Source organism: Streptomyces sp. NPDC057939, from assembly GCF_042887545.1.
Classification (GTDB): domain Bacteria; phylum Actinomycetota; class Actinomycetes; order Streptomycetales; family Streptomycetaceae; genus Streptomyces.
Map to the genome: position 1 here is coordinate 1 of NZ_JBHVPG010000014.1, position 20903 is coordinate 20903.

19 protein-coding genes, 1 rRNA gene and 1 riboswitch are annotated in these 20903 nt (G+C 70.7%); of the genes, 15 read left to right on the forward strand and 5 right to left on the reverse strand.

Annotated elements, in window-relative coordinates; translation table 11 throughout:
• The 11 genes from rrf to ACFVS6_RS17700 form a co-directional block, all read left to right on the forward strand.
• Positions 1 to 93: ribosomal RNA gene (gene rrf / locus ACFVS6_RS17650) — 5S ribosomal RNA — on the forward strand; the annotation flags it as partial.
• A gap of 132 nt (positions 94 to 225) precedes the next feature.
• Positions 226 to 816, forward strand: a complete 591-nt coding sequence (locus tag ACFVS6_RS17655; RefSeq protein ID WP_281207176.1) for a CDP-alcohol phosphatidyltransferase family protein — start codon at positions 226 to 228, stop codon at positions 814 to 816.
• Positions 817 to 918: 102 nt separating this feature from the next.
• Positions 919 to 3417 (forward strand): sugar phosphate nucleotidyltransferase, encoded by a 2499-nt coding sequence (locus ACFVS6_RS17660; protein WP_389704716.1) that lies wholly within the window; start codon positions 919 to 921, stop codon positions 3415 to 3417.
• 111 nt (positions 3418 to 3528) lie between these two features.
• Positions 3529 to 4422, forward strand: a complete 894-nt coding sequence (locus ACFVS6_RS17665) for a DUF881 domain-containing protein (RefSeq protein ID WP_389704718.1) — start codon at positions 3529 to 3531, stop codon at positions 4420 to 4422.
• The gene (locus ACFVS6_RS17670; RefSeq protein WP_281207173.1) at positions 4419 to 4751 is read left to right on the forward strand and encodes a small basic family protein; all 333 of its coding nucleotides are present in this window, start codon (positions 4419 to 4421) and stop codon (positions 4749 to 4751) included. The genes ACFVS6_RS17665 and ACFVS6_RS17670 overlap by 4 nt, the downstream gene beginning before the upstream one ends.
• Before the next feature lie 5 nt (positions 4752 to 4756).
• Positions 4757 to 5611, forward strand: a complete 855-nt coding sequence (locus ACFVS6_RS17675) for a DUF881 domain-containing protein (protein WP_389704720.1) — start codon at positions 4757 to 4759, stop codon at positions 5609 to 5611.
• 82 nt (positions 5612 to 5693) lie between these two features.
• Positions 5694 to 6638, forward strand: a complete 945-nt coding sequence (locus ACFVS6_RS17680) for an FHA domain-containing protein (RefSeq protein ID WP_389704924.1) — start codon at positions 5694 to 5696, stop codon at positions 6636 to 6638.
• Positions 6639 to 6682: 44 nt separating this feature from the next.
• Positions 6683 to 7456: a MerR family transcriptional regulator gene (locus ACFVS6_RS17685; protein ID WP_389704722.1), complete on the forward strand. Its 774-nt coding sequence runs from the start codon at positions 6683 to 6685 to the stop codon at positions 7454 to 7456.
• A 63-nt stretch (positions 7457 to 7519) separates the two neighbouring features.
• Positions 7520 to 7993: a bifunctional nuclease family protein gene (locus tag ACFVS6_RS17690; protein WP_007262890.1), complete on the forward strand. Its 474-nt coding sequence runs from the start codon at positions 7520 to 7522 to the stop codon at positions 7991 to 7993.
• Between the two features lie 204 nt (positions 7994 to 8197).
• Complete coding sequence (locus ACFVS6_RS17695; protein ID WP_389704723.1) at positions 8198 to 8836, forward strand: MerR family transcriptional regulator; 639 nt, start codon at positions 8198 to 8200, stop codon at positions 8834 to 8836.
• A 115-nt stretch (positions 8837 to 8951) separates the two neighbouring features.
• Positions 8952 to 10439 carry a DNA polymerase IV gene (locus ACFVS6_RS17700; RefSeq protein ID WP_389704725.1) on the forward strand — a complete coding sequence of 496 codons (1488 nt, stop codon included), beginning with the start codon at positions 8952 to 8954 and terminating at the stop codon, positions 10437 to 10439.
• Here ACFVS6_RS17700 and ACFVS6_RS17705 read toward each other — a convergent pair.
• Entirely contained in the window at positions 10436 to 10831 is a 396-nt protein-coding gene (locus ACFVS6_RS17705; protein ID WP_389704726.1) for a PRC-barrel domain-containing protein, read from the reverse strand. The two genes, ACFVS6_RS17700 and ACFVS6_RS17705, sit on opposite strands and share 4 nt — an antisense overlap.
• Positions 10832 to 10945: 114 nt before the next feature.
• Positions 10946 to 11044: riboswitch (glycine riboswitch) on the forward strand.
• Between the two features lie 195 nt (positions 11045 to 11239).
• On the opposite strand from ACFVS6_RS17705, the gene gcvP reads away from it, so the two are divergent.
• Positions 11240 to 14125, forward strand: a complete 2886-nt coding sequence (gcvP, locus tag ACFVS6_RS17710; RefSeq protein WP_389704728.1) for an aminomethyl-transferring glycine dehydrogenase — start codon at positions 11240 to 11242, stop codon at positions 14123 to 14125.
• 99 nt (positions 14126 to 14224) lie between these two features.
• Here gcvP and ACFVS6_RS17715 read toward each other — a convergent pair whose 3' ends face one another.
• The gene (locus ACFVS6_RS17715; protein ID WP_007262885.1) at positions 14225 to 14413 is read right to left on the reverse strand and encodes a DUF5999 family protein; all 189 of its coding nucleotides are present in this window, start codon (positions 14411 to 14413) and stop codon (positions 14225 to 14227) included.
• Positions 14414 to 14683: 270 nt separating this feature from the next.
• The gene (locus ACFVS6_RS17720; protein ID WP_389704730.1) at positions 14684 to 15304 is read right to left on the reverse strand and encodes a hypothetical protein; all 621 of its coding nucleotides are present in this window, start codon (positions 15302 to 15304) and stop codon (positions 14684 to 14686) included.
• 494 nt (positions 15305 to 15798) lie between these two features.
• Between ACFVS6_RS17720 and ACFVS6_RS17725 the strand changes: the two genes are divergently transcribed.
• Together ACFVS6_RS17725 and ACFVS6_RS17730 are read left to right on the forward strand one after the other, a co-directional pair.
• Positions 15799 to 17334 carry a glutamate-cysteine ligase family protein gene (locus ACFVS6_RS17725; protein WP_389704731.1) on the forward strand — a complete coding sequence of 512 codons (1536 nt, stop codon included), beginning with the start codon at positions 15799 to 15801 and terminating at the stop codon, positions 17332 to 17334.
• Positions 17335 to 17470: 136 nt separating this feature from the next.
• A complete protein-coding gene (locus ACFVS6_RS17730; protein ID WP_389704733.1) occupies positions 17471 to 18304 on the forward strand; it encodes a CPBP family intramembrane glutamic endopeptidase in 834 nt (277 codons plus the stop codon).
• Between the two features lie 18 nt (positions 18305 to 18322).
• Here ACFVS6_RS17730 and ACFVS6_RS17735 read toward each other — a convergent pair whose 3' ends face one another.
• Entirely contained in the window at positions 18323 to 19141 is an 819-nt protein-coding gene (locus tag ACFVS6_RS17735) for a PhzF family phenazine biosynthesis protein (protein WP_389704735.1), read from the reverse strand.
• Positions 19142 to 19593: 452 nt separating this feature from the next.
• Between ACFVS6_RS17735 and ACFVS6_RS17740 the strand changes: the two genes are divergently transcribed.
• Positions 19594 to 20214: a PadR family transcriptional regulator gene (locus ACFVS6_RS17740; protein WP_389704737.1), complete on the forward strand. Its 621-nt coding sequence runs from the start codon at positions 19594 to 19596 to the stop codon at positions 20212 to 20214.
• A 173-nt stretch (positions 20215 to 20387) separates the two neighbouring features.
• Here the strand turns inward: ACFVS6_RS17740 and ACFVS6_RS17745 are convergent, their stop codons facing one another.
• Positions 20388 to 20816: an SRPBCC family protein gene (locus ACFVS6_RS17745; protein ID WP_389704739.1), complete on the reverse strand. Its 429-nt coding sequence runs from the start codon at positions 20814 to 20816 to the stop codon at positions 20388 to 20390.
• Positions 20817 to 20903 lie beyond the last annotated feature (87 nt).

Consider the following 20903-nt stretch of genomic DNA (forward strand, 5'->3'; position numbering starts at 1 on the left):
ACGCCCGGTTACATTCCGAACCCGGAAGCTAAGCCTTTCAGCGCCGATGGTACTGCAGGGGGGACCCTGTGGGAGAGTAGGACGCCGCCGAACAATCATTGTGGGAAAGCCCCGCACCAGGTAACTGGTGCGGGGCTTTTCTGCGTTCAAGGCCTGGTCAGGGACTCCTGTAGGGTCAGGGGGCATCGATTCGACATTTTCTACAGTCACAGTGGAGGCCCCCGGGTGGAGGTCCAGGAGACTCGGGTCCAGACTGACCGAATTTTCACCATTCCGAACATCCTGAGCATGGCTCGCCTCGCCGGCGTACCGCTGTTCCTCTGGCTGATCCTGGCCGAGTACGACGGGTGGGCACTCGCGGTCCTCATGCTCAGCGGGATCAGTGACTACCTCGACGGAAAACTCGCGCGCCGCTGGAATCAGATCAGCAAACTGGGCCGGCTGTTGGACCCGGCCGCGGACCGCCTCTACATCCTGACCACGCTGTTCGGCCTGACATGGCGCGAGATCCTGCCCCTGTGGCTCACCGCCGCGCTCCTGGCCCGTGAGGCAATGCTGCTGGTCATGGTGTGGATCCTGCGCAGGCACGGCTATCCGCCGCCCCAGGTGAACTTCCTCGGCAAGGCCGCGACCTTCAACCTGATGTACGCGTTCCCCCTCCTGTTGCTCAGCGACGGGACCGGCTGGTTGGCCTGGACGGCGTCCGTTTTCGGATGGGCGTTCGCGGGATGGGGTACAACGCTCTATTGGTGGGCAGGAATCCTTTACGTGGTGCAAGTCCGTCGTCTCGTGAAGGCGGATGCCACGGCCGATTGAGCTCGCTCGGCGCCGGTAACTGACGCGGAGGAGTAGCGGAGTCACCGTCCGGGGCGGGTGAGGTCGGCCAGACCGTCATCTCTCTAGGAGGACTCTTCCGACATGAAGGCCGTCGTGATGGCCGGTGGCGAAGGTACGCGGCTTCGCCCCATGACCTCAAGCATGCCCAAGCCGCTCCTGCCGGTGGCGAACCGGCCGATCATGGAGCACGTGCTCAGGTTGCTCAAGCGGCATGGGCTCAGCGAGACCGTGGTCACCGTGCAGTTCCTGGCGTCGCTCGTCAAGAACTACTTCGGGGACGGCGAGGAGCTCGGAATGGAGCTCACCTATGCCAACGAGGAGAAGCCACTCGGCACCGCCGGAAGCGTGAAGAACGCCGAGGAGGCGTTGAAGGACGACACCTTCCTCGTCATCTCCGGCGACGCGCTCACCGACTTCGACCTCACCGACCTCATCAACTTCCACAAGGAGAAGGGCGCACTGGTCACCGTGTGCCTGACGAGGGTGCCGAACCCGTTGGAATTCGGCATCACCATCGTGGACGAGGAAGGGAAGGTCGAACGCTTCCTGGAGAAGCCCACGTGGGGCCAGGTGTTCTCGGACACCATCAACACCGGCATCTACGTGATGGAGCCCGAGATCTTCGACTACGTCGACGCCGACGTCTCGGTCGACTGGTCCGGTGACGTCTTCCCCCAGCTCATGAAGGAAGGCCGGCCGATCTACGGCTACGTGGCCGAGGGCTACTGGGAGGACGTGGGCACCCACGAGAGCTACGTCAAGGCGCAGGCCGACGTGCTCGAGGGCAAGGTCCAGGTCGACATGGAGGGCTTCGAGATCTCCCCCGGGGTATGGATCGCCGAAGGCGCCGAGGTCAGCCCCGACGCCGTCCTGCGCGGCCCCCTGTACATCGGGGACTACGCCAAGGTCGAAGCCGGGGTCGAGATCCGGGAACACACGGTCATCGGCTCCAACGTCGTCGTGAAGAGCGGAGCCTTCCTGCACAAGGCCGTCGTCCACGACAACGTGTACATCGGCCCCCACAGCAACCTGCGCGGCTGCGTCATCGGCAAGAACACCGACATCATGCGGGCCGCGCGGATCGAGGACGGGGCCGTCATCGGCGACGAATGCCTCGTCGGCGAGGAATCCATCGTCCAGGGCAACGTCCGCGTCTACCCGTTCAAGACGATCGAGGCCGGCGCCTTCGTCAACACGTCGGTGATCTGGGAGTCGCGCGGGCAGGCACACCTGTTCGGTGCCCGCGGGGTCTCCGGAATCCTGAACGTGGAGATCACCCCCGAGCTGGTCGTCAAGCTGGCGGGCGCCTACGCCACCACCCTGAAGAAGGGGGCGATCGTCACCACCGCCCGTGACCACTCCCGAGGCGCGCGAGCGCTCAAGCGGGCCGTGATCTCGGCGCTCCAGGCCAGTGCCATCAACGTCCGCGACCTGGAGAACGTACCGCTGCCGGTGGCCCGGCAGCAGACGGCCCGCGGCGCCGCCGGCGGCATCGTGATCAGAACCTCGCCCGGCGTGCCGGACTCCGTGGACATCATGTTCCTGGACGAGCGCGGGGCGGACCTCTCGCAGGCGGGCCAGCGCAAGCTGGACCGGGTCTACGCGCGCCAGGAGTACCGACGTGCCTTCCCGGGGGAGATCGGCGACCTGCAGTTCCCGTCGAGCGTCTTCGACTCGTACACGGGCTCCCTGCTGAGGCGCGTCGACATCACCGGGATCGCCGACTCCGGCCTCAAGGTCGTCGTCGACGCTTCGAACGGAAGTGCCGGTCTGGTGCTGCCCAGCCTGCTGGGTCGGCTCGGGGTCGACGCGCTGACGATCAATCCCGGTCTGGACGAGTCCCGGCCGACGGAGACCGCCGAGTCCCGGCGGGCCGGGCTGGTGCGGCTCGGGGAGATCGTGGCCTCGGCACGGGCCGCCTTCGGCATCCGCTTCGACCCGGTGGGCGAGCGCATCTCGCTCGTCGACGAACGCGGGCGGATCATCGAGGACGACCGGGCGCTGCTCGTGCTCCTCGACCTGGTCGCCGCGGAGAAGCGCAGCGGCAAGGTGGCGCTGCCCGTGACCACCACCCGCGTCGCGGAGCAGGTGGCCGCCTACCACGGGACGCAGGTGGAGTGGACGACGACCTCGCCCGACGACCTGACCCGGGTGGGACGCGCCGAGAGCACCATCTTCGGCGGTGACGGCCGGGGCGGTTTCATCATCCCCGAGTTCGGCAGCGTCTTCGACGGTTCGGCGGCGTTCGTGCAGCTCATCGGGCTGGTCGCGCGGACACAGCTCACGCTGAGCCAGATCGACGCCCGGATCCCGCGGGCGCACGTGCTCAAGCGGGACGTGCCGACGCCGTGGGCCGTGAAGGGGCTCGTCATGCGGCGGGTCGTGGAGGTCGCCGGAGAGCGGCAGGTGGACACCACCGACGGAGTGCGCGTGGTCGAGGCCGACGGACGGTGGGCGCTCGTCCTGCCGGACCCGGCGGAAGCGGTCACCCACCTGTGGGCGGAAGGGCCCGACGACGCGTCCGCGCAGGCACTCCTCGACGAGTGGGCGGAAGTCGTGGACGGCGCGGGACAGCACTGAGCGGCGTCGCGTAACAGCGAGTGGAGCGGGCCGGGACGGGCAGTTGCCCGTCCCGGCCCGCCGTGCGACCGCATTCGGTGGGAGCGGGGGCGACATGCGACGATGTGGTGCATGTCGCAGCCGCCCAACAACCGGAGTTCGGCCACACCGCCCGCGCGCCCGGACGCCTCCATGTCGCTGCTGACGCACGTGATGGACCACAGCCTCGACGAGGGCTATGCGGAAGCGGCGGCCCGGAGCCGGGCGGACGGAACGGCAGGGCTGCCGCGGACCCTCAAGGCGAAGCTGGCGCTCGCCGCCGGGCTCGTCATCGCCGCCATGGTCGTCACGCTCGGTGCCGCCCAGGCGCGCATAGCGGCGCCGGTGCTGGCCAAGGAGCGCCAGGAACTGATCGACCGCGTGGAGCGGGCGGACGCAGGTGCGGACGGCCTGGAACGTGACATCGAACGGTTGCGGACCGAGGTCGCCGACCGGCAGGGCGCGGCGCTCCAACAGCACGGCGGGGACCAGGGCCGGCTCGTCGCCCTGTTGTCGGGCGCGACCGAGGTCCGCGGTCCCGGCGTCAAGCTGGTGGTGGACGACGCCAAGGGCGCCGCCGCAGGTGGCGGCGGACCGCGCGAGAGCGCCGGATTCTCCGACACCGGCCGGGTCCGTGACCGGGACATGCAGCGCATCGTGAACGGACTGTGGCAGGCCGGCGCGGAGGCCGTCTCGATCAACGGACAGCGGCTGACGGCGCTGTCGGCGATCAGGGCGGCCGGTGACGCGATACTGGTCGACAACAAGCCGCTGGTGCCGCCGTACGAGGTCCTTGCGGTGGGGGACAAGAAACGGCTCGGCACCAACTTCCAGGACTCCGTGGACGGCCAGTACCTGCACGTGTTGCAGGAGAGCTACGGGATCCGCTACACGCTGTCCGCCGTGGACGAGGTGAAGGTGCCGGCCGCATCGAGCCTGACCGTGCGTACAGCCACGGCAGAAGAGCCGAAGAAGGGTGCATCGTGATCGCGGTACTGGGCCTGGTGGCCGGAGTGGTGGTCGGGCTGCTGGTCCGGCCCGAAGTGCCGGCCGTCGTCGAGCCGTATCTGCCGATCGCGGTGGTGGCCGCGCTGGACGCGGTGTTCGGCGGTCTGCGCGCGATGTTGGACGGCATCTTCGTCGACAAGGTCTTCGTGGTGTCCTTCCTGTCGAACGTGGTCGTGGCCGCGCTGATCGTCTTCCTCGGCGACAAGCTGGGCGTCGGCGCGCAGCTGTCGACGGGCGTGGTCGTCGTCCTCGGCATCCGGATCTTCTCCAACGCCGCGGCCATCCGTCGGCACGTCTTCCGGGCGTGAGGCCGATGAGCAGCGACAACACCCCGCTGGGGGAGTCCGGGGAGCCCGAGCGGCTCCGGAAGGACGAACCGGCGCCGCAGGCCGCGCCAGAGCCCTCCGAGGGACCTTCCGCGGGCCCCGGCACGACCGAGGAGGAACAGACCGGCAGGCAGCGCCTCGCGGCCGGGCTGTGGCCGCCGCGCGTGAGCCGGGCCCAACTGATCGTCGCGCTGCTGCTGTTCGTCCTCGGCCTGGGGCTGGCGATCCAGGTGCGGTCGAACAGCGACTCCAGCGCCCCGCTGCGCGGTGCCCGTCAGGAGGACCTCGTACGGATCCTCGACGAGCTCGACGGGCGGACCACGCGCCTGGAGGACGAGAAGCAGCGGCTCGACGATCAGCGCAAGGAGCTGGAGAGCAGCTCCAACCAGGCCGAGGAGGCCCGCCGGCAGACCGTGGAGAAGGAACGCCAACTGGGCATCCTGGCCGGTACGGTGGCAGCGCAGGGACCCGGCATCACCCTGCGGATCACCGATCCGCAGGGACACGTGCAGTCCGACCAGCTACTGGACACGTTGCAGGAGCTGCGGGCGGCCGGGGCCGAGGCGATCCAGATCAACGGCGTGCGCGTCGTGGCGAGCTCGTTCTTCTCGGACGAGGGCGGCGGCGTGGCGATCGACGGTAAGAAGATCACACAGCCGTACGAGTTCAAGGTGATCGGCAGGCCGCAGGATCTGGAGCCGGCGCTCAACATCCCCGGCGGTGTGGTGCAGACGCTGGAGAAGGAACAGGCGACGGTCGCCGTCACGCGGTCGGCGAAGATCGTTGTGGATGCCTTGCGGGCTGCGAAGCAGCCTGACTACGCTCGGTCGTCATCGCCGTGATGTCGGGCGTGATGTGGACCGGCTCACGCGGGCGGACGCCTGCGGGGGGTCGACGCACCGAAGTCGCGGTGCGTGGTGGAAACTGTCTGGTGGTTACGGACGTTGTGAGAATGTCCGGGTCGGCAGGTGTGTGCATGCAGAGTTCGTCCTGCCCCACGGGCGGGTCTGTTTCGGTCAAGGGGAATCGCCCGTGAAGTTGTTTGAGAAGTTGTTCGGCAAGAAGAACCGCGAGGAGAGCGGCTCCGCGCGGCACCGCGCGGGGCACGGAGACGGGGAAGCGCAGGGCGACCGGCCGCTCTTCCGCGATGAGGTGGCCGGCCAGGGTGACAATTCGGGCGCGCAGGGCGCGTCGGGTGTTGACCCTGCCGGTTCCGGACGCATAGGTTTCGGTGAACCATCAACCTCAAGTGCGGGTGGAGGGTTTGCGCCCGACCCGTATGCCACCAATGCCTCCGCGGGGCAGCCGCGGCGCGAGGAGCCGTCCATGTCGGCCGAGCAGGTTTGCAGCAGGTGTGGGCACCGCAGCGATGCGGCCAGCCGCTTCTGCTCCAACTGCGGCGCGCCGCTGCGGGCGGGCCTGACGCCGGAGCGTGCCTCGGAGACCACGTCCACGATCTCGATCTCGGGCCTCGAGGCCTACGAGGCCGAGGTGTCGGGACAGCCGCACGCGTCGTCGTCGCTCTCTCCCGAGGCCCAGGCCGCGGTGGAAGCGCTGCCGCCGGGTTCCGCTCTGCTGATCGTCCGGCGCGGCCCCAACTCGGGCAGCCGCTTCCTCCTCGACGGTGAGCTGACCACGGCGGGCCGGCACCCGCAGAGCGACATCTTCCTGGACGACGTCACCGTCTCCCGGCGTCATGTCGAGTTCCGCAGGGGCCAGGAGGGCGGCTTCACCGTCTCCGACGTGGGCAGCCTCAACGGCACGTACGTGAACCGCGAGCCGATCGACGCGGTCGCCCTGCACAACGGCGACGAGGTGCAGATCGGCAAGTACCGGCTGGTCTTCTACGCGAGCCTGCGGGGCATCTGACCCTTCCCCCGGATCCGGTCCGGGGGAACCACAGGGAAGGTTCCATGCTGCGTACCCCCACCGGCGGTGCCCCGAAGAGCGGCACCGCCGGCAACGTCGGCCAGGCCGGGCGGCTGGTGAGCATCGGCACGGTGCTGACCACGCTGCGCGACGAGTTCCCCGAGGTCACGATCTCGAAGATCCGCTTCCTGGAGGCGGAGGGGCTGGTCGAGCCCCGGCGCACGCCTTCCGGATACCGCAAGTTCAGCACCGGCGACGTGGAACGGCTCGGGCACATCCTGCGCCTCCAGCGTGACCACTACCTGCCGCTGAAGGTGATCCGGGAGCAGCTCGACGCGCTCGACCGGGGCGAGCAGATCCGCATCCCCGGACCGGCCGCCCACGGCGAGTCCGTGGATCCCGCGAGCCCGTCCGCCGTGTACGGCGAGGTCGGCCGGGAGCGGCCGACCGTGCCCCGGGTGGGGCGGGCCGAGTTGATCGCCGCCGCGGAGGCGGACGAGGAGCGGCTCGTCGAGTGGGAGTCGTACGGCCTCATCTGCGAGGCCCCCGGCGGCGGGTTCGACGCGGAGACGGTCACCGTCGCCCGTCTGATCGCCGATCTCGGCCGGTTCGGCCTGGAGCCGCGCCACCTGCGTGCCATGAAGGCGGCCGCCGACCGCGAGGCCGGGCTGGTGGAACAGGTCGTGGCGCCGCTGCGCAGACACCGCAACCCCCAGACCAGGGCGCACGCCGAGGCGACGCTGAAGGAGCTCGCGGGCCTGTCCGTACGGCTCCACGAGGCCCTCGTGCAGACCGCTCTCGGCGTCCGGTTGCGCTGACGGCGCTGGTCGGCGTGGGGCCCCGACTACCCAAACCGGCCGGGCAGGTCCTAGGGTTGCTGTGTGAACGAGCTCGACGTTGTGGGTGTCCGGGTGGAAATGCCCTCCAACCAGCCGATCGTGCTCCTGCGTGAAGTGGGAGGCGATCGGTACCTCCCCATCTGGATCGGTCCTGGGGAGGCTACCGCCATTGCCTTCGCCCAGCAGGGAATGGCCCCTGCCCGGCCGCTGACGCACGACCTGTTCAAGGACGTGTTGGAAGCGGTCGGTGAGGAACTCACCGAGGTCCGGATCACGGATCTGCGGGAGGGTGTCTTCTACGCGGAGCTGGTCTTCGCCAGCGGGGTCGAGGTGAGCGCGCGGCCTTCCGACGCCATAGCGCTGGCCCTGCGGACGGGGACGCCGATCTACGGCAGTGACGGTGTGCTCGACGACGCCGGAATCGCCATTCCCGACGAACAGGAGGACGAGGTGGAGAAGTTCCGCGAGTTCCTCGACCAGATCTCACCGGAGGACTTCGGCACCGGCCCACAGTGAGGGTCGTGGTGGAGCGCGGCGTGAAACGCGGCCGCGTCGTCCACCGGGAACTTTCAGCCCATTCGAGTAGCCTTTCCCCGCAATGGGGTACGGGAAACCACTCTCAGGGTGATTATCACTCGGCGTGCCGAGTGTGGCGATCGTTGACGCACCCCTGGTCACTGCCTACCTTCAAGGTGGGCAGGTCAAGGACGGAGGGTCGGCGTGAGGATCACGGGCGACGGTACGACCGGGGGCATCCCCGCACGGAGTGATGGTGGACCGTACCCGCTGCACGGCGGCGCGGCCGGGCCCGCGCACCGTCAGCCGGCGTCCACGCCGGTCGGACCGGTGAGCGACGCCCCGGCGCCCGAAGAGGTCGGCTACCGCGGCCCCACGGCATGTGCCGCGGCGGGCATCACGTACCGGCAGCTCGACTACTGGGCACGGACCGGGCTGGTGGAGCCGAGCGTGCGACCCGCGTACGGATCCGGCACGCAGCGGCTCTACAGCTTCCGCGACGTCGTGGTCCTCAAGATCGTCAAGCGCTTCCTGGACACCGGGGTGGCGCTGCAGAGCATCCGCACCGCCGTGCAGCACCTGCGGGACCGGGGATTCCACGACCTGGAGCGCATGACGCTGATGAGCGACGGCGCGACCGTGTACGAGTGCACCTCGCCGGACCAGGTGGTGAGCCTGCTCCAGGGCGGGCAGGGCGTCTTCGGGATCGCGGTGGGCGTCGTCTGGCGCGACGTGGAGAACGCCCTGTCGCAGCTGCACGGGGAGCGCGTGGACACGGGTGAGACCCTCGTCGGCCACAATCCGACCGACGAGCTGGCCGCGCGCCGGAACCGGGCCGTCTGACCCGGTCGGACCGGGGCGGCCGTCCCGAGCGGCGGAACCCGCCCCGCACGGCCGCGGGGACGGCCGGCGTCGCGTTGGCCGCCGCGATGTCAGTGCCGTAGGGCAGCATCGGGCTGTGAGATCCGCGCCGACCATCCTGCACCTGGACATGGACGCCTTCTACGCCTCCGTGGAGCAGGCGTCGAAGCCCAGCCTGCGCGGGAAGGCCGTGATCGTCGGGGGGCTCGGACCGCGCGGGGTGGTGGCCACCGCCTCCTACGAGGCCCGGCGGTTCGGCGTCCATTCGGCGATGCCGATGGCCCAGGCCCGCCGGCTCTGCCCGAACGGGGCCTGCCTGATCCCCCGCTTCAGCCTCTACCGCGAGGTCAGCGAGCTGGTCATGGGGCTGCTCAGGGAGCTGTCCCCACTGGTCGAGCCGCTCAGCCTGGACGAGGCCTTCGTGGACCTGGAGGCGGGCTCCGCCGCCTTCGACGCGGCCGGGGCGAGGGCCGTGGGGGAGCGGCTGCGGGCCGACATCACGGCCGCGACGGGCCTCAGCGGCTCCGTGGGCCTCGCGGGTTCGAAGATGCTCGCCAAGGTGGCCTCCGAGGAGGCGAAGCCGGATGGACTGCTGCTCATCGAACCCGGCACCGAACGGGAACTGCTCGCGCCGATGTCGGTGCGGACCCTGCCCGGCGTCGGTCCGGCCACCGGGGAGCACCTGCGCCGGGCCGGGATCACCACGGTCGGGGAGCTCGCCGAAGCCGGTGAGGACGAGCTGGTGCGGATGGTCGGCAGGGCGCACGGGGCGGGGTTGTACCGGATGGCGCTGGGGCTGGACGACCGGCCCGTGGTCGCGGAGCGCGACGCGAAGTCCGTATCGGTGGAGGACACCTTCGACGTGGACCTGCACGACCGGGTGCGGATCCGCCACGAGGTGCAGCGGCTCGCGGACCGGTGCGTCGGTCGGCTGCGGGCCTCCGGGCACTCGGGTCGCACGATCGTCCTCAAGGTGCGGCGCTACGACTTCTCGACGCTGACCCGCTCCGAGACCCTGCGGGGCCCGACGGACGACCCGGCCGTGGTGCGCGAGGCGGCCGCGCGGCTGCTGGAGGGCGTGGACACCACGGGGGGCGTCCGGCTGCTCGGGGTCGGGGTGACGGGCCTCGCGGACTACACCCAGGAGGACCTCTTCGCCCAGGTGCGCGCCGCGGAGGCGGACGGGGAAGCGGACGGAGCGGAGGAGAACGGTGCCGTTGCGCCGGACGGGGCGGACGGGTCGTCCGGCGGCGTGGAGGCCGGAGCGGGCGATGGGGTTGAGGGAGCTGGGGAGGCCACGGGTACGGACGGCGCGAGCGGTACGGGCGGTGCTGCGGGTGGAACCGCGGGCGGGGCCGTGGTGACGGCCGTCGGCTCCGAGGGAGGTGTGGTGCGCCACTGGGCGGCCGGGAGTGACGTACGGCACGCCGTGTACGGGCTCGGCTGGGTCCAGGGCAGCGGCGTGGGGCGCGTGACCGTACGGTTCGAGCAGCCCGGGACACAGCCCGGCCGGGTCCGCACCTTCCGGGTGGACGACCCCGAGCTGGAGCCGTCCGATCCGCTGCCCCTGGTGGGTACCGCCTAACTCCCGCCGGCCGGCCGGCCCGCGTCGCGGCGGCGCTTCTTGGCGGGCGGGGGCGGCGGGTGCTGGAACTCCGAGGGGAGGACCACGTCGAGCCCGTAGTGGTGGTACAGCTGGAGCTCCTGCTCGGGGGAGAGGTGACGGCCGACCCCGAAATCGGGGGCGTCCTTGATGAGGGAACGCTCGAACGGCACGCGCAGGGCGTCGTCCACCACCTCGCTGGGCTCCAGCGGGACGAAGGCGTCCCGACCGAAGAGGCCGGTCCGCACGGCGGCCCACTCCGGGACGCCCGTGGCGTCGTCGAGGTAGACCTCGTCCACGGTGCCGATCTTGGCGCCGTTCCGGTCGAATGCCTTGCGGCCGATCAGGCTGCGCGGATCGATGTCGGTCTGCACGGTCCCTCCACTTGGTCGCAACTCCATCCGTAATCACTACAAAAGTGCACATCCGCAGACGGGGCCACTCGAGGGAGGGTCCAGATCCTCGCTGGTAGGCTGGGTGACGGCTGTTGACCCTGTGCGGGAGAGTCCTCCGAATGAGTTGTACGGAGGCGCCGAAGGAGCAAATCCTCCCCGGAATCTCTCAGGCATACGTACCGCACGTGAAGAGGCCACTCTGGAAAGCAGGAGCGGTGCCGGGACGCAGTACCGGCTCCTCTCCTCACCGACGGTGAAAGCCGGATCCCGCGGGCGACCCCCGCGTGGCCCGGTGAAGCTCTCAGGTTGAGATGACAGAGGGGGAGGCCGTCCGGGTGCCCGCGCCGTGGTGCCCCTCGCAGGTCATACGACCAGGAGGCCTCCGTAATGACCGCCAACCGCATTCCGCTCTCCCAGCTGGAGCGAGGCATCCCCTTCGAGCAGCGCCACATCGGCCCGGACGCCGAGGCGCAGGCGAAGATGCTCGCCCAGGTGGGCTACGGCTCCCTGGACGAGCTCACCGCCGCCGCGGTACCGGATGTGATCAAGACCGCCGAAGCGCTGAACCTGCCCGACGCGCGGACCGAGGCGGAGGTGCTCGCCGAGCTCCGCTCGCTCGCCGACCGCAACCAGGTCCTGTCCTCGATGATCGGCCTCGGTTACTACGGCACGTTCACCCCGCCGGTGATCCTGCGCAACGTCATGGAGAACCCGGCCTGGTACACGGCGTACACGCCCTACCAGCCGGAGATCTCGCAGGGTCGCCTGGAGGCCCTGCTGAACTTCCAGACCGTCGTCGCCGACCTGACCGGTCTGCCGACCTCCGGCGCTTCCCTCCTCGACGAGGGCACCGCCGCCGCCGAGGCCATGTCCCTGGCCCGGCGCGTCGGCAAGGTCAAGGGCGGCGTCTTCCTGATCGACGCCGACGCGCTGCCGCAGACCATCGCGGTGATCGAGACCCGCGCCGAGCCCACGGGCGTGGAGGTCGTCGTCGCCGACCTCTCGGACGGCATCCCCGCCGAGATCGCCGAGCGCGGCGTCTTCGGCGTGCTGCTCCAGTACCCCGGCGCCTCCGGCGCCGTGCGCGAGATCAAGCCGGTCATCGACCAGGCGCACGAGCTCGGTGCCGTCGTCACCGTCTCGGCCGACCTGCTCGCCCTGACCCTGCTGACCTCGCCGGGCGAGCTCGGCGCGGACATCGCCGTCGGCACCACCCAGCGCTTCGGCGTCCCGATGGGCTTCGGCGGACCCCACGCCGGCTACATGGCCGTCCAGGCCAAGCACGCCCGCTCCCTGCCGGGCCGCCTCGTCGGCGTCTCCGTCGACGCGGACGGCAACAAGGCCTACCGCCTGGCGCTGCAGACCCGCGAGCAGCACATCCGCCGCGAAAAGGCGACCAGCAACATCTGTACCGCGCAGGTGCTGCTCGCCGTCATGGCCGGCATGTACGCCGTCTACCACGGGCCGGACGGGCTGCGGACGATCGCCCGCCGCACCCACCGCTACGCCGCCCTGCTCGCCGCGGGTCTGACGGCCGGCGGCGTCGAGGTCGTTCACGGCTCGTACTTCGACACGATCACCGCCCGGGTGCCCGGCAAGGCCGCCGAGGTCGTCGCCGCCGCCCGTGAGGCCGGCGTCAACCTCTTCCAGGTCGACGCCGACCTGGTGTCCGTCGCCTGCGACGAGACCACCCTGCGCGCCGACGTCGAGGCCGTCTGGGGCGCCTTCGGGGTCGACGCCGACCTGGAGGCCCTGGACGCGTCCACGGACGAGACCCTCCCCGAGGGGCTGCTGCGCTCGGACGAGGTCCTGACCCACCCGGTGTTCCACCAGCACCGCTCCGAGACCGCGATGCTGCGCTACCTGCGCAAGCTCTCTGACAAGGACTACGCGCTCGACCGCGGCATGATCCCGCTGGGCTCCTGCACGATGAAGCTCAACGCGACCACCGAGATGGAGCCGGTGACCTGGCCCGAGTTCGGCCAGCTGCACCCGTTCGCCCCGGTCGAGCAGGCGGAGGGGTACCTCACGCTCATCACCGAGCTGGAGGAACGACTCTGCGAGGTCACCGGCTACGACAAGGTCTCCATCCAGCCGAACGCCGGCTCCCAGGGTGAGCTCGCCGGCCTGCTGGCCGTCCGCGCCTACCACCGGGCGAACGGCGACGAGCAGCGCACCATCTGCCTCATCCCGTCCTCGGCGCACGGCACCAACGCCGCCAGCGCCGTGATGGCCGGCATGAAGGTCGTCGTCGTCAGGACGGCGGACGACGGCGAGGTGGACGCGGCCGACCTGCGCGCCAAGATCGAGCAGTACCGCGACGAGCTCGCCGTGCTGATGATCACCTACCCGTCGACGCACGGTGTGTTCGAGGAGCACGTCGCCGACATCTGCGCCCAGGTGCACGAGGCCGGTGGCCAGGTGTACGTCGACGGCGCCAACCTGAACGCCCTGGTGGGTCTGGCCAAGCCGGGTCACTTCGGCGGCGACGTCTCGCACCTGAACCTGCACAAGACCTTCTGCATCCCGCACGGCGGCGGCGGTCCCGGCGTGGGTCCGGTCGGTGTCCGGGCGCACCTGGCCCCGTACCTGCCGAACCACCCGCTGCAGCCGACGGCCGGGCCCGAGACGGGCGTCGGCCCGATCTCGGCCGCGCCGTGGGGCTCGGCCGGCATCCTGCCGATCTCCTGGTCGTACGTACGCCTGATGGGTGGTGAGGGTCTCAAGCGAGCCACCCAGGTGGCGGTACTGGGCGCGAACTACATCGCCAAGCGTCTGGAGCCGCACTACCCGGTGCTGTACACGGGCCCGGGCAACCTGGTCGCGCACGAGTGCATCATCGACCTGCGTCCGCTGTCGAAGGCGACCGGCGTGAGCGTCGACGACATCGCCAAGCGCCTGATCGACTACGGCTTCCACGCGCCGACGATGTCCTTCCCGGTCGCCGGCACGCTGATGATCGAGCCGACGGAGTCCGAGGACCTCGCCGAGATCGACCGCTTCTGCGACGCGATGATCGCGATCCGCGGCGAGATCGAGCGGGTCGCGGGCGGCGAGTGGCCGGCGGACGACAACCCCCTCGCCAACTCCCCGCACACCGCGGCGTCGCTGGGCGGCGAGTGGAACCACCCGTACACCCGCGACGAGGCGGTCTTCCCGGCCGGTGTCTCGCCCGCCGAGAAGTACTGGCCGCCGGTGCGCCGGATCGACGGCGCGTTCGGCGACCGGAACCTGGTGTGCTCCTGCCCGCCGCTGGACGAGTACGACAACTGATCCCGCGGGAGCGGTGACGGGCCGCTGAAGTCTGCGGCCGACGCAGAAGGGGCCGTTCCCGGAGTCATGCTCCGGGAACGGCCCCTTCGTTCGGTCCGGTCAGGCCGCCGCGAGCGGGCGGTGCGGCGCGATGATCTGGCCGTCCGGCAGGAGTTCACCGGTGTCCTCGAAGAGGAGGACACCGTTGCACAGCAGGCTCCAGCCCTGCTCCGGGTGGTTGGCCACCGGGCGCGCGGCCTCCCGGTCGGCGGATTCTGATGACGGGCAGGCAGGCTGGTGCTGGCACATGGATGCGTTCTTTCGCTGCGGTGTGGTCTGTTCGCTACGGCTCGATGCGTGATTCATGGCCGTCCCCCTGGGTCGTCCCCGCACCTGCGGGGAGGATGGGCTCAGTCTTCCCCCAGGACGGCTGCTTCGCAGGTATTTCCCGGCAGCTGTCCTCATGGATTGAGGACGCATCACCCGTGCGGGCGGTTCAGGCCAACTCCCCTGTCATTTCGGATGGTTCACGAGTGGCCCGAGCGGACTAGGCCGAATGGGTCATCCGGGTGGCTGTGGTCATGCCGCCGGAGCGGCTACGGGAGGCGGGACGGGAGGGGCCTGACGGGTCAGCCTGTGCGTCAGTACGGGCAGTAGTTCGGACACGGTGTGCGGCCTGAAGGCGGCGATGCCGGGAGGTGCCGGGGCGAGCGGAACCAGCAGGTCGGCGGCGGCGGGCAGGCCGGCCGCCGCGTCGGCGCCGACCGCGCCGTGCAGCCACAGGGTCAGCATGTACAGCTCCGGTACGGACAGCAGGCGCGGCTGGTAGCCCGTCCCCATCGACTCCGCCTGACGCAGGGCGCGTTCGGTGGCGGTGACGTAGGGGCCCTCGAAGAAGTGGGAGAAGGCCCAGCCGTCCGCCGTGAGACGGGTATCGGCCGCGGCGACGAACCGGTCCCCGCTGCGGATCAGGAACCGCCACGCGGTGAGCCGGGTGCGCGGGGGCCTTCCGCCGGCCGTGAGGTTGGACGGGTGGAGCCGGTCGATCACGTGCACCGGAAGGGGCAGTTCGGCGGTCAGGGGGCCCTGGACCGTGCGCAGGGCCGGAGTGTGCGCCTCGTGGACGGCGGTGGGGGAACCGAGTGCCGCGAGGACGCTGCGCAGGGCGGGCGCGGGAGCCGGAGGGACATGCAGCGGCATGGTGGGTCGCCTCTCACTTGGGAGACCTGTGGTGCGGGGGAAGGAACGGGACGGCGCTGTCGCATTCTGGGGTCAGAGGGGGGCTGAGGGGCAATGACCGCGCGCCAACTCTCTGCCTCGATTGCGGAGTTTATACGACACGTGTTCACGCAGTGTTTCGGCTAGCTGTCCCTGCTATTGCCGACAAGTCGCTTACCGGTCCCGCTGCGATGCCATTCGTGCTGCCTGAGCGCAGACCTGACGCGCTGACCTCGGAGGCTACCGGAAGGGGGCTCGGCTGGAAAGCATCGGTTATCCGGAACCGGCAAAGTCGACGCGGAATTTGCATACGACGACTTGCCAGGTGAATGTGCCGAAGCGCCCATCCGGCCATACCGGCGCGCGCTCCTGTCCGAGGGGCGGTCACCCGCGTTATCGATCACGGCGCCTGGGCATCATCGACCGTACATGCGTGCCCGGGTGCACTCGGCCGGGCCTGGAGGAGGGACGCTTCGATGGGGGAGAAGGTCGTGGCAGGCGGATTCGACCTGTCCGATCGGCAACGGTATCGGAGGAAGCTTCACGAGTGCCTGGAGGGACTGGAGCGGCTTCTGGCGGAGAAGAGGTTCGATCGCCCCAAGAACATGATGGGGTTGGAGATCGAATTGAATCTCGCGGGTGCCGACGGTTTGCCGCGAATGGTGAATGCCCAGGTCTTGGAGCGGATTGCCAGCCCCGATTTCCAGACCGAACTCGGATTGTTCAACCTTGAGGTCAACGTACTTCCCCACCGTCTCGACGGCCGGGTATTCGACCAGCTCGCGGAGGAGCTGAGCGCGGGGCTCCACTACGCCCACCGGCAGGCCGCTGAGATCGACGCGGGGGTGGTGATGATCGGGATCCTGCCGACCCTGTCCCGCGCGGACCTGGCGCCGGCCAACCTCTCGGCGGTGGACCGCTACTCGCTGCTGAACGAGCAGATCCTGATGATGCGGGGCGAGGACTTCACCCTCGACATCGACGGCGTGGAGCGGCTGACCTGGAGCACCGGGTCGATCGTGCCGGAGGCCGCCTGCACCTCCGTACAGCTCCACCTGCAGGTGACGCCGGCGCGGTTCGCGGACGTGTGGAACGCGGCGCAGGCGGTGACCGCCGTACAGATAGCGGTCGGCGCCAACTCCCCCTTCCTGTTCGGGCGCGAGCTGTGGCGCGAGTCCCGGCCGCCGCTCTTCACGCAGGCCACCGACACCCGGCCGCCCGAGCTCCAGGCCCAGGGGGTGCGGCCGCGGACCTGGTTCGGGGAGCGGTGGGTGGACTCGGCGTACGAGCTGTTCGCCGAGAACCTCCGCTACTTCCCCGCGCTGCTGCCGATCTGCGACGAGGAGGAGCCGCTGCGGGTCCTGGCCGACGGCGGCGTGCCGAGCCTTCAGGAACTGGTCCTGCACAACGGGACGGTCTACCGCTGGAACCGGCCCGTCTACGGGGTCGCCGACGGGGTGCCGCACCTGCGCGTGGAGAACCGGGTGCTGCCGGCGGGGCCGACCGTCGCCGACGTCGTCGCCAACGCGGCCTTCTACTACGGGCTCGTACGCACCCTCGCCGACGAACCGCGCCCGGTGTGGACCCGGATGCCGTTCGCCGAGGCGGAGGCCAACTTCGACGCGGCCTGCCGGTACGGGATCGACGCCCGGCTGCGGTGGCCCCGCCGCGGCCGGGCCGGGGGCCTGGTGAGCGTACCGGCGGTGAGGCTGGTGCTGGACGAGCTGCTGCCGATGGCCGCGGCCGGCCTGGACGCCTGGGGGATCGAGGCCGCGGACCGGGACCATTACCTGGGGATCATCGAGGAGCGCTGTCGGCGGCGGGTGAACGGGGCGACCTGGCAGGTGGACACCTACCACCGGGCCCGCGCCGGCGGGCTCGACCGGGAGGCGGCGCTCGCCGCGACCACCCGCCGGTACAGCGAGCTGATGCACCGGGGCGATCCCGTGCACACCTGGCCCGTCGGAATCGCGGAACGGGAGGTGGACGCCGCGAGCCTGGCCGGCCGCTGACCGGACCGTTCCGCGCCTGCGGGCCGGCCCCGCGGTCCACGTCCGTCGTTCCCGCACCCCCCGATTCCGCCGCGATCATCCCCTCCGGTCGCCGAGGAGGCAGTATGGGGTGATCGGAACAGGACGTCGCGGCGGGATGGCTCGCAGCGGGACGGCGGGACGGGAGTCGGGCGTGCGCGCGGAGCCGGTGGTGGTGGAGCTCGACGAGGACGGGCGGCGTCGGGGCGTCCTGCGCACCGAGACGCTGCTCGTGCTCGCGCTGTCGTTGGGCGCGAGCGGGGTCTCCGCGCTGATCAGCTTCATCGGCTCGCTCACGAAGCCGGGCGGCCTGAAGGACCAGGCCGCCACGCTCAACGGCTCGTACGCGCCCGGCCGGCCCTGGCTGGACCTCGCCTGGCAGCTGTTCGGCATCGCGTCGGCGCTCGTCCCCGTGCTGCTCGTGGCGCACCTGCTGACCCGCGAGGGGGCGCCCGGGCTGCGGGTCCTGGGCTTCGACCGGACCCGGCCGTGGCAGGACCTGGGGCGCGGGGCGCTCGTGGCCGCCGGGATCGGCAGCGCCGGACTCGCCTTCTACTTGGCCGCCCGCGCGACCGGCTTCAACCTGACGGTCGTGCCCGAGGCGCTGCCCGACGTCTGGTGGAAGTTCCCCGTACTGATCCTCTCCGCGGTGCAGAACTCCGTGGTGGAGGAGGTCATCGTGCTGGCCTACCTGCTGCGCCGGCTCGACCAACTGGGCTGGTCCCCGATGGCGGCGCTGCTGGCCAGCTCCGTGCTGCGCGGCTCGTACCACCTCTACCAGGGCATCGGCGGCTTCATCGGCAACATGGTGATGGGCGTGGTCTTCGTGCTGGCCTACCGCCGTTGGGGCCGGGTGGGCCCGCTCGTCGTCGCGCACGCGCTGCTCGACATCGTCGCCTTCGGCGGGTACGCGCTGCTCGCGGGCAAGGTGGGCTGGCTGCCCACCCCGTAGCCGGGGGTCGGGGGAGCTTCAGGGGGCGGTGAGCAGTTCGCCGTCGAGGACGGTGACGGCGTGCCCGGTCAGGAGGGTGCGCTCGCCGGCCAGGGTGACGCGGACCAGACCGGTACGGGCTCCGCCCTGCAGGCCGGTCATCCCGGTGCGGCCCAGGCGCTCGCCCCAGAAGGGCGCGAGCGCGGTGTGGGCGCTGCCGGTGACCGGGTCCTCGTCGATGCCGACGGCGGGGAAGAAGCCGCGCGAGACGAAGTCGTAGCCGAGGTCCGGGTTCTCGGCGGCCGCGGTGACGATCACCCCGCGGCGGGAGTGGGCGCGCAGGGCGGCGTGGTCGGGGGTGAGTTCGCGCACGGCCCGCTCGTCGGCCAGCTCGACCACCAGGTCGCCGATGTGGGCGGACGTGTCGTGCACCGACTTGATCCCGGCGCCCAACGCGCGGGCCACCGCGGGGTCCGGGTCCACCGGCGTCAGCGATGACGTCGGGAAGTCCATCGTGATCGAGCCGTCGTCGCAGGCGCGGGCGGTGAGGACGCCGCAGCGCGCGTCGAAGCGGATCAGGCCCTCCGCGAGCCCGTTCGAGGCGAGGACGTGGGCGGTCGCGAGGGTGGCGTGTCCGCACATGTCGACCTCGGCGGCCGGGGTGAACCAGCGCAGCGCCCAGTCGGCGTCCCCGCCGGGCGGCAGGGGGCGGGCGAAGGCGGTCTCGGACAGGTTCACCTCGGCGGCGACCCGCTGGAGCCAGGCGTCCGGGGGGAAGGGTCCGTCCAGGAGCAGGACTCCGGCGGGGTTCCCGTGGAAGGGGCGGTCGGTGAAGGCGTCGACGATTCGGATGCGCATGGATCCGACGGTAGGGCGGTGCGCCGGAACCGGACAAAGGCCAATCGGGGCCGACTGGCCTGGTCGCCGCCGGGGGATCGCCCGCCCGGGGCGGACGGGGGCCGGATGCCCCCGGTTCCGTCCCGGCCGGTGGGCGGCGCACCACGGTCGGAACCGCGGTGGGCCCGGCGACGGTGACGCGGTTCGCGTCGAGGATCCCGCGCGCGGCCCGCCGGGTCGATCCGAGCCGGGATCGGCTCCTGACCGGGGCTTCCCCGCGCGGTGGCGCCGGAATCGGGGCGGCCCGCGTGCGGTCGCGATCCGGCACGTTCCCAACCATGGCGATCCCGTCCATGGGCGAGTGTCGGCGATAGTTTCCGATATATCGTTGACGCATCGCGATGGATCAGCGATAGTGAAGGAGTCGAAAGACGACGACCGCAATGACAAGCGATGACGAAAGGAGCGCAGTGATGCGTTCACGTGGACAGCACGACCATGGACAAGGGCATGAGCACGGGCGGGGTCACGGCCACTGCGGGCCCGACCGTCGGGAGGAGTTCCGGGAGCGGCGTGCCGCGTTCGGGCCGTTCGGCCCGCCCTTCGGCGGCGGCCCCTTCGGGGGGCGCGGCGGCCGCGGTGGACCGCGGGGTCGGGCGAGGCGCGGTGACGTGCGCGCCTCGATCCTGGCGCTGCTCACCGACCGGCCGATGCACGGCTACGAGATGATCCAGGAGATCGGCGAGCGCAGCGGCGGGGCGTGGAAGCCCAGTCCCGGCTCGGTCTACCCGACCCTCCAGCTCCTGGAGGACGAGGGCCTCATCGTCAGCGAGAGCGAGGGCGGCAAGAAGCTGTTCACCCTCACCGACGCCGGCCGCGCCGAGGCCGAGTCCGGTCCGGACGCCCCCTGGGCGGACGCCGGGAGGGGCTTCGACTTCGAGGCGATGCACGAGGTCCGCACGGCCGGGGTCGGTCTGATGGAGGCCTTCGGGCAGGTCTTCAAGACCGGCTCGCCCGAGCAGCGGGAAAAGGCCCTCGCCGTGATCAACGACGCCCGCAAGAAGCTCTACCTGATCCTGGCGGACGAGCACTGAGCCGCCCGGCGGCCCCCGGCCCCCGTCCGACGGCCGCCCCGGATGCGAACGACGGCGCGCCCCGCGAGAAGCCTCGCGGGGCGCGCCGTCATGTCGCCGTCCCGATGCATCGAACCGGCTCCGTACGGATGGAACCGGCCCGTGGGGATCGGGCGGGCTCCGGTGGGCGTTGGTCAGACGACCAGGCCGGCCAGCTTGCGCAGCGACTCGTTCAGCGCCGCGGTGGCCGAGTCCTTGAGCTTGCCCGCCATCAGGGACACGGCCGCGCCCGTGAACTCGCCGTCGATGCGGACGGTGGTGGCGTCCCCGTCCTCGGTCAGGGTGTAGCGGGTCAGGACGGCCACGCCCATGGGGCCCTTGCCGGTGATGGCGAAGAGGCGTTCGTCCTCCAGTTCCGAAACGGTCCACAGCACCTCGGCGGGGAAGCCCATCATCTTCATGTTCTCGGCGAAGGTGGCGCCGAGCGCGAGGGTCTCGGGTCCGCCCTTCGGGAAGTTGGTGTGGGTCATGCTCCACTGCCCGTACGCGTCCCAGTCCGTCAGCTGGGCCCACAGCTGCGCGGCGGGCGCCTCGATGCGTGATTCCGCGGTGACTTCAGCCATGCGTCCACCCCTTCTCGTCGGGTACGTGCGGCGGAAGGTAGTCCCGGCGACCCCAACATTCAATACTGACGACCTGTCAGATACGAA